Raw genomic sequence first — 16,509 nt, 5'->3', positions numbered from 1 at the left:
GACAACGAATTCATTGTGAATTCGCTGTCCCGCTCTCATTTTCTTTGATTATATACAGAATCCATTTTGCTAGTTAATATGATTGCATCTATATATGAATATTTACGCTGTCATAAGCTGTCCTTCAAATACAACTTATCCTTTGAAAATAGCCATAAACGCAGCATACACATGGTCAGCAGTATATTGCTTTAACGTTTGTTGGCCTGCTTCAATCATTGGGGTTAATTTTGTGTAATATTGTGTCGCAATATCAATGTATTTAGCCAATGATCCGGCATCTCCGTAGTCTGCCAAATAACCATTGGTTCCGGCATTGATAATATAAGATGGTCCTAAAGTGTCTTTAAAGCTAATCACAATATTATGCTGTGCCATGGCTTCAAGAATAACCATGCCAAAGCCCTCATTTCTTGATGGGACGACAGTTATTTTACTACGTGATAGTTTCTTATCTAAGTCTTTTGTGGCAGGAAACAATTTTATAATATCATTTAGGTTATACTGTTCTATCATATTGATTAATGCTGCCTTTTCTTTTCCTTCACCGTAGATGTGGATTTGATAACGAATTTGGCGCAAATCATCTTGTATGCGACGTGCAGCTTCTATGAGTAAGTCATATCCTTTTTCATAGTCTAAGCGACCAGCGCTAATAATGATGTTTTGTTTTTGGGCTCCAATGAAACGATGATTAATAATATTAGGAACTATGTAAACTGGCGTTTGGATGCGTTGTTGATAGGCGAATTGATCACTATCAGTTAATGTTGTTACGGCATCTAAACCTTGATAAGCACGTATTATTTGGTGCTGATAACGTGTTGGATGTGCGTCGAAGTTCATATGTTCCATTCCAATAGTAAAGACATTTTTAGGAGCGAATTGTGCCACGAGTATGTTATAACTGGCACGTGTTCCGACTAATACATCAGTTGCGGTTTGCTTAATGCTGGCAATGATTTTCTTTTCAATAAAACTAGATAATTGAGTAAGTCCTGGTTCATATTTAGATATTTTTTTAGGCTTTAATAATGGCGTGAATTTACGGATACGATTTGCGATAATACCACTTATATTTTGTGGTTTGAGACGATAATCGACAAGGTCTATCACCTTAATGTTATTGTTCAACGCAAAATAAGGTGTGTCGGCTGCACGCAGAACTGAGACAATCGTAACGTCATGGCCGCGCTCTGCTAAAGTATTTGCCAATTGAGAAACTGCTTTAACTGTGCCACCTAAGGCATAAATATTGTGCATTAAAAAAGTAAAAGACTTCATAAAAATTGCCCTCTTTAGTGAAATAGTTTATAAAAATTATATCATGTCTAAACATATGCTGGAAATAACTTAGCAAGCACAATGCACAAAACATTATGAATAATTGAAAATATTTGAACAAATATACTTGTTTAAGCTTTTTTCATAGTTCATTTATGTATATAATTGAGTTAGTCATTATAATTAAGAAAAAGCACCTAAATAAGGTGAATTTTTTAACATTAATTAAGAAAGCGCTTTAAAACAAGCATTTGTTTGTCAGTCTTAGTTGTGAAACGATAAAGGGGGAAGTGTTTGTTATGAATCAAGCACCTAGCAAGACAGATGTTATCTTAATTGGTGGAGGAATTATGAGTGCGACATTAGGTACGCTTATTACCGAGCTCTCACCAGATAAAGACGTTAAATTATTTGAGAAGTTAGCACAACCGGGGGAAGAAAGTTCAAATGTATGGAATAATGCTGGCACAGGGCACTCAGCATTATGTGAACTGAATTATACGAAAGAAGGACAAAACGGCGACATTGATTGTACGAAAGCAATCAAGATTAACGAACAGTTTCAAATATCTAAACAGTTTTGGGCTTACCTTGTGCGTACTGGCCATTTAACAGAGCCAGGAGACTTCATTCAAGCTGTACCACATATGAGCTTTGTCAAAGGCGTGAATAATGTGAGGTTTTTGAAAAATCGTGTTAAAGCGCTACAGAAGAACGTATTATTTGAAAAAATGGTTTATACAGAAGACAAAGAAAAAATTACCGAATGGGTACCGTTAATGATGGCAGGAAGAACATCTCATGTGCCTATTGCCTTAACACGAGATGAAACAGGTACGGATGTGAATTTTGGTACATTAACTAAGAAGTTGATTGCACAGTTGAAAACAAAAGATGTGGATGTTCATTATCAGCATGAAGTTCAAGATTTAGCACAATTAGATAATGGGGCTTGGCTGGTGACTATTAAAGATTTAGCAACAAATCATATTACAACGTATGAGTCACGTTTTGTCTTTATAGGCGCAGGTGGTGCCAGCTTGCCATTATTACAAAAGACTGGAATTAAGGCTTCTAAACATATAGGTGGCTTTCCAGTAAGTGGTCTCTTCTTAAGATGTACCAATCCAAATGTCATTCAACAGCATCATGCCAAAGTGTATGGTAAGGCAGAGATTGGTGCGCCACCTATGTCAGTACCTCATTTAGATACGCGTTTTGTTAATGGAGAACGCGCGCTATTATTTGGCCCATTTGCTGGATTTTCACCTAAATTTTTAAAAACAGGGTCAAATTTGGATTTAATTAAATCAGTTAAACCTAATAACTTAGTCACGATGTTATCAGCTGGTATTAAAGAAATAGGGTTAACAAAGTATTTAGTTTCGCAGTTAATGTTATCAAATGAAGCTCGTATGAATGATTTACGTGTCTTTGTACCGAATGCGCAAGACGAAGACTGGGAAGTCATTACGGCTGGGCAACGTGTACAAGTGATTAAAGATACTGAACAAAGTAAAGGAAATTTACAGTTTGGGACAGAAGTGATTACAAGTGATGATGGCACGTTAGCAGCATTACTTGGTGCATCTCCAGGGGCATCTACTGCAGTTGATATCATGTTTGATGTATTACAACGTTGCTATAGAGATGAGTTTGAAGATTGGATACCTAAAATAAAAGAAATGGTACCATCATTTGGCTTAAAGTTATCAGAGCATGAAGATGTTTATCATGCAGTAAATAAAGAAATACAAAAACACCTGCATGTGCAATAATATAACCAAATAGGCTAGGACATCAATATCTTTGACAAGATGAAGCAGGCAATTTCCATTGAAACTTAATAGAAATTGCCTGCTTCATTATTTTTATTATTTCAAACGTTGTTGAAGCTGCTGATTGATTTCATTGACGTAACGTCTGTTTTTCAAAAATGATACGACCCAGATGATCATATAGATGATGATAAAGATAATCGTAAATTTAGTAATGTGTGATAAATCTAGGTTGAACCAGCCTGCAAATGTAGCTAAAGGGAGGAACCCAAGATAGCTACAGACGAAATGTGATGCTGTGGCAGTAGTAATACTCCAATCGGTATGCGTGAAAATAAAGTTTGTTGCAAAAAATACCATGCCGATCAGCAGCCAAATAATAATAGATAACAACATGACAGTAGGTCCATTGAAGTGTTGATAATAAAGCTGTCCGAATGTTGAATCTGGTGCTAACGGATAGTAGTGTTCACCATTTGATATCATGCTAAATATGATGGATAGTGATAGGCCAATAATAAGACTAATAAATAAGCTTTTAGAAAGTGATGTCATATTGATAATCGCTCCTTGATAGATTTTAAATAGCGCCGTGAAGAATAGGTATAATCACAGCCTTCTAAATACATGCGGATTAAGCCGTTGGGTTCTAATTGTAGTTTTATAATTTTATCGATATTCACAATTTCTGATTTTGAAATTCTGATAAAGTTTGAGGTTAACATGTTTTCTAGCTGATATAATCGTTCTTTCACAACATATGTTGTATGGTCTTTAACTGCTGTTACCGTTTTATGCTGAGTGCGAAATGTGGTGATATCTGTGATAGCCAGACGATAGATATCTTCATCATGACGAGCAGTGAGATATTTTGGCTGTGATAATTGGTTCACTGTGTCAATAACAGTTTGAGTGTCGTTATCTAATATAGGCGAATGTACAGCCACATATTGTTCAGTTTCCTTTGGACTAATAAATAATTTTAATTTCATGGCGACTCCTTTCTTTAGCTCTATTTAAGCATGAAATCATATTTGAAGAAATAGCTTATCGCTATGTGGTTATGATTCAGTGATAAGCGGTAAAATAGGGCTGATGATATATATTTAGGCACTATAAAATCACTTGAATCTGAAATATATTACATCATGCTTTAAAAATAAAAATGATACTTTCTATGGAAATAAAACTAGAAAGTACCATTTTTATTGTTTAACTAATATATGTTGCTAGCAGCAATTTTATTTTTAAAATATAACAATTGATCATAGAACATTGCTTACGGTTTGAAAGGGAGTATGACTGTAAATTGTGTTCCAATAAGATTGTTACTCTCTACTTCAATGTGACCATGGTGAAGCTGAACAATTGCTTGAGTAATTGATAATCCCAGTCCATTACTTGTGTCATTTGAATTTACTTTATAGAAGCGGTCGAAGATGTGCAACTGTGCTTCTTTAGTCATCGGCTGACCATCATTTTGTATCGTAAAATGAACGTGATTGTTTCGATGTTGAAGTTTGATATTAATTGCACCTTCATTATTAGTATATTTGATCGCATTGCGCAGTAAATTTTCAAAGGCTTGATGCATTAATCGCTCATTACCTAACAGGCTTGAAGGTAGTAATTCAGCGTATACGATAATATTTTTACGTTCAATTAAATATTGTTCATGGCGAATCAAGTCTTGGAGTAATAGATCTAACTGTATCGTTGAATTCAATTGAATATGACTTGCATTGTCAAGTTCTGAAAGTATTAACAACTCTCTAGTTAAGTCACTTAAGCGTGAAGTTATGGTGAATAAATCATTGATAATTGTTTGTTGTGTCGCTTTATCGTCGCTTGCTTGTAGTTGTGTTAATGCGTGATGAATGTGAGTTAAAGGTGTCTTCATCTCATGAGAGACATTTTGCACGAAGTGTTGACGCATCGCATCAACTTGCTTTAGTGATTGTCGCATCGTATCAAAACGATATTGCAAAATGCCAATTTCATCTGTTCGCGTTTGTTTAATAGGTGTATCAAAATCACCATGCATCAGTCGCTCTGTGGCATATTTTAATGACTGTATAGGTTTAATAATGGCGTATGTTGAAGCGATAATGAGTGAAATTGAAATGATGAGCAACAAAATGATCAGAAGTGCTAAAAAGATTCTAAATTCACTAAATGTTTGTCCAATGTCAGGACGCATAAATACTGCAACATATCCCTCTGAACTTTTAAATCTTACACCGACTGTATTATCTGTTTCATTGTCAAAAAAGCCTGTGACTAACAATTGAAAAGGCTGTTTCGCAATACCATGATAATCATGACCTTGTAGTACACGTTGAATATTGGTTGCTGAGAGGGTATCTTTGCGAAAATCGGCACCATAAAAATGTTTATGACCGTAATTGTCCACCGTCATAATTTGATAATTCATATCAGCGAGATGCTTGAAAAATGATGTTGAAACTTGATGTTGTTGTGCAGCATCAAATTGTCTTGCATCCTTTAACGTTGTCATAATTTTTTGGTCATTTTTAGGCTTTAAATTGAAATGATAGTAGACATTTGATATGAAAAAGCTAAGGATGGCACTTAGTAAAATAACGGTAATGGTATAGATGGCGATTCTTGAATATAAAGATTTAAACATGGGCTTCCACCTTGTATCCTTGGCCACGGACGGTTGTGATTGTCACATTGGCTGCTAATTTTGATAAGCGTTGTCTCAAGCGTTTGATATGGACGTCTAAAGTTCGCTCATCTCCCTCATAATCAAATCCCCACACCTTTTCAATAAGCGTATCTCGTAAAAACACTTGTTTAGGATGACTCGTGAGCATATATAATAATTGGAATTCCTTTTTGGGTAAAGTCATCGTCTTATGATCTACTTGTACTTCCATGTAATTATCATTTAATGTCAGGTTGCCTAGTTGTATAATGTGTTCAGCATTGATTTGATAGCGGCGAAGTACAGCTTTAATTCGAAAAATAAGTTCCTTAATTTCAAATGGCTTTGTGACATAGTCATCTGTACCACTTAAAAAAGCGCGCTCTTTATCTGTAAGTGCATCACGTGCCGTTAACATAATGACTGGTAGATCAAAATCAAGTTTTATTTGCTGGCATAATTCAAACCCGTCCATACCAGCCATCATAATATCAACAATCGCGATATCGACAGTTTGCTGTTCTAAAAATTGTAAGGCCGCTGTACCACTCGGTTTAGTATAAGTATGATAGCCCTCATTGTTTAAATGGGAAGCTACATAATCTAAAATCGTTTGATCGTCATCCACAATAAGACAATTAACCACGCTACACGCTCCTTTTTTATTCTTTATTATACGGTGTTAAGTTATTTTGAACAAATGTCATCTAGTTCATATTCAGTTCACATTCCATAACTATACTCAAACCATCAATTTGAAATGGAAGTGACAGATGATGAAACTTGCTTGGCGAGAAATTACATTTTACAAATTTCGCTATATATTAATTACGCTTATCATTATTTTGTTGGCCAGTATGGTGTTATTTATTACAGGGCTGGCACAAGGATTGGCACGCGAAAATATTTCATTCTTTGAACAACAACATGCACAACATTATGTGATGCAAAAGATGTCACAGCCTCAGTTGGAGAAATCTAATATTTCTGCTCAAGACACATCAAAAGTAAGAACAATATTACAGCAACAACCGACACGTTTAAAGCCACAAGTATTAACTGTTAATCAAGATTCACTTGATGTAATGACGGTTACTACTGATAAGACATTTAAACCACAATTGCAAGCTGGGACCTATCCTAAAAAAGCACACGATATAGCAATCAATAATAAATTGACTGCTAAAGGCATACAGATTGGTGATAAGGTCCATTTTAAAGGTCATTCAACCCACTATCATGTTACAGGTATTTTAGAGAATACGATGTATGCGCATAGCTCAATGTTATGGATGACTCAAGAAGGTTTCGAACAACTGAATAAACAAGCTGCGATTGTGTTCCCAGTGAAAGATTTAAATGAGAAACAACGTTCACAACTTGCAGATGATTCTAAGTTAGAGCTTGTTAAACCAGATACATTGCAAGCAAATATAGCCAGTTATCAGGCAGAACAAGCACCGTTAAATTTAATGGTCATGAGTTTATTTGTCATTACTGCCATTGTGCTAAGTGCGTTCTTTTACGTTATGACGATTCAAAAGATTTCCCAAATTGGTATATTAAAAGCCATTGGTATTAAGACACGTCATTTACTTATAGCACTCATAGGACAAATTATGTTGATTACTTTATTTGGAGTGAGTATTGCGGTTGGTCTGATATGGAGTTTAACATTTGTTATGCCAGTAACAATGCCGTTTTATATTCATTTGACTAACATTTTAGTGATTTTGGGTGGTTTTGTCTTTGTCGCTTTAATCGGTGCGTTATTATCAATGATAAAAGTATTAAAAGTGGATCCTATAGAAGCGATTGGAGGAAATGCATCATGACTTTAAAGGTAGCTAATCTTCGTAAAACATTTGGACAAGGTGAGGCAAAAACACAAGTATTAAAAGGGATAGATTTTGAAATTGCTGACGGTGAGTTCGTTATTTTGAACGGCGCCTCTGGTTCAGGTAAAACTACATTGCTAACAATGCTGGGTGGTTTGTTAACACCAACCGAGGGTACAATTGAAGTGAATGATAAACCATTATTTTCGACACAAAGTCATAATAGTGCATTAAGGTTAACTGATATAGGCTTTATTTTTCAAGCAGCTTATTTAATACCATACTTAAGTGTCATAGAGCAATTGACATTAGTAGGTAAGGAGGCAGGACAATCTCATAATGATGCCCAACAACATGCACGTACGTTATTAAGTGATATAGGCTTAGCGCATCGGCTGGATGCTTATCCTCATATGCTATCTGGTGGAGAAAAGCAGCGTGTGGCCATTATGCGTGCTTTTATGAATCAACCGAAAATTATTTTAGCAGATGAACCCACAGCAAGTTTAGATGCTAAGCGTGCAGTACAAGTTGTTGATATGATTAAAACACAAATTAAAAGTAACCATATGATGGGAATAATGATAACCCATGATGAACGCTTATTTGCATATGCTGATAGAGTAATTCAATTATATGACGGTCAAATTGTACCAGGTTAGTCTGAATAGGCTGGGGCATAAATGTTTCTGACATGTTGAAGCAGATCATTTCTATGTAAATTTTAATAGAAATGATCTGCTTCTGTATTTTTATAAGTTCAAAAGTATGGCGCTAATAAACAATAATGCAAAGTATAATGTAAGCAACAATTTATATTGATGCATCAAACCAAGGAAATCTCGAATGAGCGAACGTGCTAATAAATGACAGGGTGTTGAACTTCCAATACCTTGAACCGGTAGCCCAAACTTCTGGGCAAAGCGTAAAGCTCTAAGTATATGAAATTGACTTGTTACTACAAGGAGCTTATTTGGTTTAGGTGTCATTGCATCGATAATTGATTTACTATAAAGAAAATTTTCAGCAGTGTTTGTAGAATGTGCTTCCATGATAATAGATTGTTCCGGTACACCGTGTGAAAGAAGATAGCGTTTCATTGCTAATGCTTCAGAAATTGGTTCATCTTTACCTTGACCGCCACTGACAATGATTGTACAGTGTGATTGTTGATTGTATATTGATAGTGCTCGGTTTAAACGACTAGCTAACAAAGGTGTGACAGCTTCAGTAAAAATACCTGCACCTAACACAATAATGCCATCAAAAGTACAATGGTTTGTCATTCTGCCAAAAGCTGATGAGAAACATAAATATAATGCAAATGTTGTTAGCGTACTGATAGCAATAAGACTAAACCATATAAATAAACCGTTGAACACGGGTACATGAATTAGGCTAATATAAGCACAAGCGCAACTAAATAATAAGAGGCGATAAATATATTTCATTAATTCTTGCAATAATTGTCGACCTTGTTGCTGCTTTATAAGATAAAAATGTTTAACAAATAACACAGTAACCAGTACAATAAATAAAGAAAAATAACATAAAACAAAACTTTGTTGCCATAAATTTATTAGTACAAATGAAAAAGCTAAGATAACAGAAATAAAATAGAGACGTAATGATACAAAGGTTTGACTATTAAAGAGCGTAGGTACGATACATATAAAGGTTAAAAAAGCTATACTAATACTTAACATAAAGTAAACCTCATTATATAGATTATGTATTTAATGTAATGGAATTCAAATAACTGCGCAAATATAAAGTTGAAATTTTGTAAATAAATAAGTTTCTTTATAGCCCTATTATTGATAAAATTATTTGAATACATTATTAATTCGGACAAAAGATAGAACATTCAAGGAGCGTATCATGAGTACAATATCAAAAAGTCATATTGATTTTATGAAACAGTTTATCGATGATGTGAACACACTTACAGCTAAATTGTTCAAAGACATTCAAAATGAATACGGTATTTCAGTGGAGCAGTCTAATGTTTTAAGACTATTAAGCAATCATCAGGCATTGACCATTACTGAAATCACAGAAAACAAGGCGTTAATAAAGCTGCTGTTAGTCGACGCATAAAAAAATTAATCGATGCTAAGCTGGTTTGTCTTGAAAAGCCCAATAGTCATATTGATCAACGCTTAAAATATATCAAATTATCAACAAAAGGACAGCAATATATTGATGAGAGTAAAAATATACTTAGTCGAATTGCCAATGACATGGTCAAAGATTTTTCAAGTAACGAGATTGAACAAGCACTCAACGTGTTGTGCATCATTGACTCAAGAATAAAACAATTCAACAAGCAATTTGATTAAATATAAGATTATGATTATAAACGTGCAATACTATGGAATGACTACATAATAAAACATGTATGTGAAATGATGCTGAAAAGAGAAACGAGGTGACAATATGACTACGTGTCCTAAATGTGGTGAAGAAATAAAGAATGAACAAACCAATCATTGCCCAAACTGTGGTGCAACTATTAACGACAATGGCGAAAATAGCTCAAATCAAGCTTCAAACGAGGCAACAATTCGGCTTAAGAAAATTGTACCGTGGGCAATCGGTGGGTTTATTATCATATTGTTAATTATCGTCTTTGTATTGTTAAAAAATTTTAACTCTCCAGATGCACAAGCGAAAATATTAATAAATGCGATTGATAATGATGATTCGCAAAAGGTCGCTACGATGTTAACTACACGAGATAATAAAGTCGATGAAACAGAAGCACAAACTTATATCAAATACATTAAAAAGGAAGTCGGTATGACAAAATTTATCTTTGATATAAGAGAAACAGTTGAAAAGTTAAATAAAAGCGAGACACGTGTAGCTGCTTATTTACAAACACGTGCTGGGGAAAATGTGTTACGTGTCAGCAAAAATGGTCGACGTTATTTGATTTTCAATAATATGAGTTTTACGCCGCCAACAAAAGAAGTTACGGTTAAACCTAAAGAAGATACGAAGTATGAATTTAAAGATGATGGTCGCAATAAGAAAGTCGTTGCAGAAGCGGATAAAGAAACCACTATCGGTAAATTTATACCAGGAAATTATGCAATTGACGCTAAAAAAATTACCGACAACGGTGTGTTTACTGGCTACTTGAAGTTTGATTTTAAATATGCAAATAGCAATACGGTAGATGTGAATGAAGATTTTAATGAAGCCAAAGTTCACGTTAAGATTAAAAATGGAGAACAATTAAGCCGCAGTTCATTAAAAGTAAAAATTAATGATAGAACTTGGGATTATGGCAACGCCAAAGTATATGGTCCTTATCCGAAGAATAAAGATATTACAGTGTCAGCAACTGGTAAAGTTAAAGGTAAGACATTTGAAACAGAAACAAAGTCAATCAAAGCAGATAAATTAACGGATAATACCGATGTGACAGTGTCATTTGATGATGATGATATTTCAGATTATATAGAGAAAAAGGAAAAAGAAGATAACTCGTTGAAAAATAAACTAGGTAGCTTTTTCAGCAGTTATTCATTATCATTAAATCAAGCCATAGCTCAAAGTGATTTTTCACTTGTTCATTCATTTTTGAAAAAAGGGTCTAGCAGTTATGATAAAGTACGCAAAAATATTGCATCTAACACAAGTGCACGACTCGTGTCACCGATTATCTTAAGCGTAGATCAAACAGGCGACACGATTAAAGCTAAAGTGCAAGGTTTTGGACTCAATGGATTACCTGTTGTGAAAAATTATGTTTTAGAAGAAAGCAAAGATGACTTAGGTTATAAATTAGTTAAAGTAGATTAACAGCGCGGTGAAAGGACAGAAATCTTTTAAATATTAAAGGTTTCTGTCCTAGTTTTATCTTAATTATATTGAGAAACTTAACTATAGAAAGGTGTGATTAGGTGTCATCACAACAACGTGATAAGCAATCATTAATATTTATTATTATTTTAGGTGCACTTACGGCAATTGGGCCGTTATCGATTGATATGTTCTTGCCTGGGTTACCAGAAATTAAGCATGATTTTAATACATCGACAGCAATTTCACAATTAACCTTATCCTTATTTATGATTGGTTTAGCGCTCGGCAATTTATTTGTAGGTCCTATTTCGGACGCAATAGGTAGAAAGATGCCACTAGTAGTATCGATGTTTATCTTTACACTAGCCAGCTTTAGTATTATTTTTGTCAGTAATATATGGGTGATGATAGTACTACGCTTTGTTCAAGGGCTAACAGGGGGTGCGAGTGCTGTCATTTCCCGAGCAATAGCGAGTGATTTATATAGTGGTAAAGCACTTACCAAATTCCTAGCATTATTAATGTTAGTCAATGGCATCGCGCCGATTATCGCACCAACACTTGGTGGCATTATTTTAAGTGTGTCTATTTGGCGAACGGTCTTTATTGTACTTACTGTTTTTGGCATACTGATGCTGTTAGGTTCAGCCCTAAAAGTTACAGAATCACTGCATATTGAGCAACGTGAGACAAGTGGCATTAAAGTTATTTTTAAAAATTTTGGAAAGCTATTAGCTACACCAAAATATGTATTGCCAATGCTGATACAAGGCGTAACCTTCATCATGCTATTTAGCTATATTTCAGCATCACCGTTTCTTATTCAAAAAATATATGGTCAGTCACCATTTGCTTTTAGTCTTATCTTTGCATCGATTGGTGTTACGCTAATTATCTCAAGTCAATTAACAGGAAAATTAGTAGATTATGTTGATAGACAGCAATTATTAAGAATACTGACAGTAATCCAAATTGTAGGCGTGATTATTGTAGGTTTCGTATTAACTAATCATTGGTCATTTTGGATTTTAATCATAGGTTTGATTGTACTTGTTGCACCAGTTACAGGTGTTGCAACACTAGGTTTCGCGATTGCGATGGATGAGCGTACGACAGGATCGGGTAGTGCATCAAGTTTGCTAGGGTTACTACAGTCATTGCTAGGGGGACTTGTGACACCTCTAGTTAATTTAAAAGGTGAATATAACAGCACACCATATCTTATTATTATTTCTATTGCTGCACTTGCTTTGATGATGTTACAAATAGTTAACTACTTTGTTTTTAAAAAAAGCACAGAATAATAGTAGATACTTCGTAGCGTTTTTATATAAATAGTTGCTGACAAAGAAAATAATTGAAATAAAAAGGGAGCGGGCCAGAATTCATAATGAATTCGTAGTCCCGCCCCGACAAGGTTGACTAGGATTGAAAAAAGCGTGGTATTAGCGTATGTTCAATCCAGTCAACTACTGCCAATATAGAACTCAGAGCCTAAAATATAATTATGTCCCAGACTCTGACGAATGTTAAATATAACAAAATTTATGACTTTTTGGACGAATTTTTTATGCGTATGTTTTTCAAAATGTCGCCTACACCTATCGTCTTCTATGAGCACTGTTTCATTGCGAGTCAGCGTCCCAATACTGTTTAGCCATCCAAAATACGGATGGTTTTTATTTTAGAACTTATAACTCAGACTGTATTCCTATAATTACGATTCTGACCCATATTTGTGTATACTAGCGTTGTAATTTAATCGTATTAGCAAGTAGAATATCAGCAATTTTATGTGGACTTTCTTGACAACCGTCTTTCAGCCAACTTAACAAAATAGCAGTTTGTCCACCTAACGTATAAGTAACAAATGCACTTTTATTCTCAATCGTTGTATTATAGTCTGTTAAAATCTTTTCATACTTCACTTTTGTGAGCTGGAAGTATTCGATGGCAATTTCACGATTGGGATGGGTAATGAATACGGCATGAAAGAAAGCTTTTTTACGTTGTATGTACTTTAAGACAATCACAAAGAATTTATGAATCTTCATATTGTTTGATTTAACATCTTCAAAGTCATTGTACAATGTGTCTAACAAATTGATGTATTTCTTTTTATGGTAATTTTGAATAATATCATATAAATCATATTTATCTTTAAAGTTAGCGTAAAATGTTGAACGGTTTACATTGCTATGTGCACAAATTAATTTTGTAGTAATGGCTTCAAAAGGATATTGTTCAAGTAGATGGACAAAATTAAAAATAATTCTATATTTCGCACGATTTTTCATTTGTAAAGTCACCTGTATTTGTTTTGTTACGAAAAACCAACAATTTTGTTAGATGTGTTGGTGTTTTTTTACTGCTGATGTCTCTATAATAGATAAAGTGAATTTTAAAAGCAAATAGGAGGAAATGTTTAGATGAAAAAATTGATTTTAATCAATGTGATTACAATCGTTGTTTTAGCGGTTATTGGTATCATTGGCTTCCATTTTTATAACAATGCGACAAGCTATGTAACGACTGATAATGCTAAAGTTGACGGTAAACAAATTAAAATTGCAAGTCCAACATCAGGTCAAATTAAATCATTTGATGCTAAAGAAGGGGACAAGCTAAGTAAAGGTGACAAAGTAGCTACAGTCGTTGGAAAAAGCGAAAGTGGCGATACACAATCAATGGATATCAAAATGCCACAAAACGGTACAATCGTAAAAACAGATGGTGCTGAAGGTTCTATGGCACAAGCTGGAAATCCAATCGCTTATGCATACAATTTAGATGAATTATATATTACTGCGAATGTTGATGAAAAAGACGTCAGCAGTATTGAGAAAGGTAACGACGTAGATGTTACAATTGATGCGCAAGGTACAACAGTGAGTGGTAAAGTTGAACATGTTGGTCAAGCAACAGCAAATAGCTTCTCATTAATGCCATCTTCTAATAGTGACGGTAACTACACGAAAGTATCTCAAGTCGTTCCTGTAAAAATTTCTCTTGATTCTACACCATCAAAAGATGTTGTTCCTGGTATGAACGCTGAAGTTAAAATTCATAAAAACTAAGGGGGTCAAAATATGACTACGACCTTCATTATTGGTTATATTGTTGTAGCGCTCATATTTATTGGCCTTATTAACTTTTTCGTGGTTAAATCACGCAAAAAGAATAAAAATAAAGGGCAATTCAAGGAACAACGCAATCTACAAGATTCTAAGAGTCAACAATCTAAATTTAAAATAAGTGATTTAGACAAAGAAGAAATGTCTAAAAATGGGTTTAATCAAAGTAAGTCAAATGACATTGAAGATGATAAACGTAAACATCAATTCAATGATACAACAGAACACATTGCAACGACAGAAACAGGAGATACGTCTGATAAGCTACAACACGCTGATGAAACATCACATGGTGTCAATCAAGGAGATGATGCACATGATGCTATTAATCCGAACTCTGTAGAAGGACGTGTCAATGAACAAATCAAGAATCAAAATGAAGATTTTGTCTTTGGCAAAAATGTTACACGTGCTCAAATTATAGCAGCGATGTTATTTGGTATGTTTATTGCTATCTTAAACCAAACATTATTAAACGTGGCATTACCGCGTATTAATACTGAATTCAACATTTCAGCATCAACTGGTCAATGGTTGATGACAGGATTTATGTTAGTAAATGGTATCTTGATACCTATCAGTGCGTTTTTATTCAATAAATATTCTTATCGTAAATTGTTTATTATCGCGCTTACATTATTTACACTGGGTTCATTAGTTTGTGCGATTTCTACAAACTTCCCAATTATGATGACAGGACGTGTATTGCAAGCCATTGGTGCTGGTATATTAATGCCACTTGGATCTAACGTTATTGTGACAATTTTCCCACCTGAACGCCGTGGTGTAGCCATGGGTACAATGGGGATTGCCATGATTTTAGCTCCTGCAATCGGTCCAACACTTTCTGGTTATATCGTTCAAAACTATCACTGGAATGTGATGTTTTACGGTATGTTCATTCTAGGATTAATTGCTATTATCATAGGGTTTATTTGGTTTAGATTATATCAACGCACAACAAATCCTAAAGCCGATTATCAAGGTGTTGTATACAGTACAATTGGTTTCGGTGCCTTATTATACGGCTTCAGTGAAGCTGGTAACAAAGGCTGGGGCTCAACAGAAATCATCGTGATGTTTATTCTTGGTGCAGTATTTATTACGTTATTTGTTATTCGTGAATTAACAATGAAAGCACCGATGTTAAATCTTGAAGTTTTGAAATCATCAACGTATACATTGACTACAATTATCAATATGGTAGTCATGATGAGTTTATTTGGTGGTATGATTTTATTACCGATTTATTTACAAAACTTACGTGGTTTCTCAGCTTTAGATTCAGGATTACTTATGTTACCTGGTGCGCTTGTGATGGGTGCTTTAGGTCCAGTAGCTGGTAAATTGCTTGATACAGTAGGTCTTAAACCGTTAGCTTTATTTGGTATTGCAGTGATGACTTATGGTACGTATGAATTAACAAAACTTAATTTAGATACACCTTATATGCATATTATGAGCATTTACATTATCCGCTCATTTGGTATGGCATTTGTAATGATGCCATTGATGACTGCGGCAATTAATGCGTTACCACCACGTCTCATTTCACATGGGAATGCATTTTTAAATACGATGCGTCAATTGGCTGGATCAATCGGAACAGCGATATTAGTCACTGTTATGACTACCCAAACAACGCAACATTTTAATGCATTTTCTACAGAATTAGACAAAACAAATCCTGTTGTTCAAGACCATATGCGTGAACTTGCAACACAATACGGAGGAGAACAAGGCGCAATGAAAGTACTATCTATGTTCGTCCAAAAAATATCATCCGTAGATGGAATCAACGACGCATTCTGGATTGCAACAGCACTTAGCATACTCGCATTCATCCTAAGCCTATTCCTAAAAAGCAAGAAAAAAGCAGACGCAGAACACGACAAAATGATGTCCAAAGAACATATATAAGGGCCCCAACAGAGAGAATTTCGATCAGAAATTCCACGAACAACGCAAGTTGGGGTGGGGCCCCCAAC

The 16,509-nt window shown here is 34.6% G+C and carries 14 protein-coding genes and 1 pseudogene; 8 read left to right on the top strand and 7 right to left on the bottom strand.

What is annotated here, in order from left to right:
• Positions 1–135: 135 nt before the first annotated feature.
• A complete protein-coding gene (locus CD041_RS07740) occupies positions 136–1,284 on the bottom strand; it encodes a glycosyltransferase family 4 protein (RefSeq protein ID WP_070648161.1) in 1,149 nt (382 codons plus the stop codon).
• A 299-nt stretch (positions 1,285–1,583) separates the two neighbouring features.
• Here CD041_RS07740 and mqo point away from each other — a divergent pair, with 299 nt between their 5' ends.
• The gene (gene mqo / locus CD041_RS07735) at positions 1,584–3,062 is read left to right on the top strand and encodes a malate dehydrogenase (quinone) (RefSeq protein WP_070648162.1); all 1,479 of its coding nucleotides are present in this window, start codon (positions 1,584–1,586) and stop codon (positions 3,060–3,062) included.
• A 96-nt stretch (positions 3,063–3,158) separates the two neighbouring features.
• On the opposite strand, the gene CD041_RS07730 is transcribed toward mqo, so the two are convergent.
• From CD041_RS07730 to CD041_RS07715, 4 genes are all read right to left on the bottom strand, one after another.
• Positions 3,159–3,617, bottom strand: coding sequence for a DUF3021 domain-containing protein (locus tag CD041_RS07730; RefSeq protein WP_002478765.1), 459 nt, complete (start codon positions 3,615–3,617; stop codon positions 3,159–3,161).
• Entirely contained in the window at positions 3,614–4,054 is a 441-nt protein-coding gene (locus CD041_RS07725) for a LytTR family DNA-binding domain-containing protein (RefSeq protein ID WP_002460182.1), read from the bottom strand. The genes CD041_RS07730 and CD041_RS07725 overlap by 4 nt, the downstream gene beginning before the upstream one ends.
• 287 nt (positions 4,055–4,341) lie before the next feature.
• Positions 4,342–5,712 carry a sensor histidine kinase gene (locus tag CD041_RS07720; RefSeq protein ID WP_002492213.1) on the bottom strand — a complete coding sequence of 457 codons (1,371 nt, stop codon included), beginning with the start codon at positions 5,710–5,712 and terminating at the stop codon, positions 4,342–4,344.
• Positions 5,705–6,379, bottom strand: a complete 675-nt coding sequence (locus tag CD041_RS07715; RefSeq protein ID WP_002460180.1) for a response regulator transcription factor — start codon at positions 6,377–6,379, stop codon at positions 5,705–5,707. The genes CD041_RS07720 and CD041_RS07715 overlap by 8 nt, the downstream gene beginning before the upstream one ends.
• Positions 6,380–6,509: 130 nt before the next feature.
• Here CD041_RS07715 and CD041_RS07710 point away from each other — a divergent pair, with 130 nt between their 5' ends.
• Positions 6,510–7,568, top strand: a complete 1,059-nt coding sequence (locus tag CD041_RS07710; RefSeq protein WP_070648163.1) for an ABC transporter permease — start codon at positions 6,510–6,512, stop codon at positions 7,566–7,568.
• Positions 7,565–8,233, top strand: a complete 669-nt coding sequence (locus tag CD041_RS07705; RefSeq protein WP_037545159.1) for an ABC transporter ATP-binding protein — start codon at positions 7,565–7,567, stop codon at positions 8,231–8,233. The genes CD041_RS07710 and CD041_RS07705 overlap by 4 nt, the downstream gene beginning before the upstream one ends.
• Positions 8,234–8,323: 90 nt before the next feature.
• On the opposite strand, the gene CD041_RS07700 is transcribed toward CD041_RS07705, so the two are convergent.
• Positions 8,324–9,277: a YdcF family protein gene (locus CD041_RS07700; RefSeq protein WP_002460176.1), complete on the bottom strand. Its 954-nt coding sequence runs from the start codon at positions 9,275–9,277 to the stop codon at positions 8,324–8,326.
• A 175-nt stretch (positions 9,278–9,452) separates the two neighbouring features.
• Here CD041_RS07700 and tcaR point away from each other — a divergent pair.
• The 3 genes and pseudogenes from tcaR (at position 9,453) to tcaB (ending at position 12,691) form a co-directional block, all read left to right on the top strand.
• Positions 9,453–9,913 (top strand): annotated as a pseudogene (gene tcaR / locus CD041_RS07695) (MarR family transcriptional regulator TcaR).
• Between the two features lie 97 nt (positions 9,914–10,010).
• Positions 10,011–11,384, top strand: coding sequence for a membrane-associated protein TcaA (gene tcaA / locus CD041_RS07690; RefSeq protein WP_012990757.1), 1,374 nt, complete (start codon positions 10,011–10,013; stop codon positions 11,382–11,384).
• Between the two features lie 101 nt (positions 11,385–11,485).
• Positions 11,486–12,691, top strand: coding sequence for a putative multidrug effflux MFS transporter TcaB (gene tcaB, locus CD041_RS07685; protein WP_037545156.1), 1,206 nt, complete (start codon positions 11,486–11,488; stop codon positions 12,689–12,691).
• Between the two features lie 441 nt (positions 12,692–13,132).
• Here tcaB and CD041_RS07680 read toward each other — a convergent pair whose 3' ends face one another.
• On the bottom strand, positions 13,133–13,684 hold the full coding sequence (locus CD041_RS07680; protein WP_002478772.1) for a TetR/AcrR family transcriptional regulator: 552 nt from the start codon (positions 13,682–13,684) through the stop codon (positions 13,133–13,135).
• A 132-nt stretch (positions 13,685–13,816) separates the two neighbouring features.
• Between CD041_RS07680 and CD041_RS07675 the strand changes: the two genes are divergently transcribed.
• Positions 13,817–14,464, top strand: coding sequence for an HlyD family secretion protein (locus CD041_RS07675; RefSeq protein WP_002460169.1), 648 nt, complete (start codon positions 13,817–13,819; stop codon positions 14,462–14,464).
• A gap of 12 nt (positions 14,465–14,476) precedes the next feature.
• Positions 14,477–16,441, top strand: a complete 1,965-nt coding sequence (locus CD041_RS07670; RefSeq protein WP_002478773.1) for a DHA2 family efflux MFS transporter permease subunit — start codon at positions 14,477–14,479, stop codon at positions 16,439–16,441.
• Positions 16,442–16,509: the final 68 nt, after the last annotated feature.

Origin of the sequence: Staphylococcus lugdunensis, assembly GCF_002901705.1 — a bacterium.
Taxonomy (GTDB): domain Bacteria; phylum Bacillota; class Bacilli; order Staphylococcales; family Staphylococcaceae; genus Staphylococcus; species Staphylococcus lugdunensis.
The sequence above is the reverse complement of the archived record's forward strand: the minus strand, read 5'-3'. Positions and strand labels throughout refer to the sequence as shown.

Bases quoted from the DNA above. Each gene is read 5' to 3' on its own strand.
- CD041_RS07740 (WP_070648161.1), bottom strand. From the start codon at position 1,284: ATGAAGTCTTTTACTTTTTTAATGCACAATATTTATGCCTTAGGTGGC.
- mqo (WP_070648162.1), top strand. From the start codon at position 1,584: ATGAATCAAGCACCTAGCAAGACAGATGTTATCTTAATTGGTGGAGGA.
- CD041_RS07730 (WP_002478765.1), bottom strand. From the start codon at position 3,617: ATGACATCACTTTCTAAAAGCTTATTTATTAGTCTTATTATTGGCCTA.
- CD041_RS07725 (WP_002460182.1), bottom strand. From the start codon at position 4,054: ATGAAATTAAAATTATTTATTAGTCCAAAGGAAACTGAACAATATGTG.
- CD041_RS07720 (WP_002492213.1), bottom strand. From the start codon at position 5,712: ATGTTTAAATCTTTATATTCAAGAATCGCCATCTATACCATTACCGTT.
- CD041_RS07710 (WP_070648163.1), top strand. From the start codon at position 6,510: ATGAAACTTGCTTGGCGAGAAATTACATTTTACAAATTTCGCTATATA.
- CD041_RS07705 (WP_037545159.1), top strand. From the start codon at position 7,565: ATGACTTTAAAGGTAGCTAATCTTCGTAAAACATTTGGACAAGGTGAG.
- CD041_RS07700 (WP_002460176.1), bottom strand. From the start codon at position 9,277: ATGTTAAGTATTAGTATAGCTTTTTTAACCTTTATATGTATCGTACCT.
- tcaA (WP_012990757.1), top strand. From the start codon at position 10,011: ATGACTACGTGTCCTAAATGTGGTGAAGAAATAAAGAATGAACAAACC.
- CD041_RS07680 (WP_002478772.1), bottom strand. From the start codon at position 13,684: ATGAAAAATCGTGCGAAATATAGAATTATTTTTAATTTTGTCCATCTA.
- CD041_RS07675 (WP_002460169.1), top strand. From the start codon at position 13,817: ATGAAAAAATTGATTTTAATCAATGTGATTACAATCGTTGTTTTAGCG.
- CD041_RS07670 (WP_002478773.1), top strand. From the start codon at position 14,477: ATGACTACGACCTTCATTATTGGTTATATTGTTGTAGCGCTCATATTT.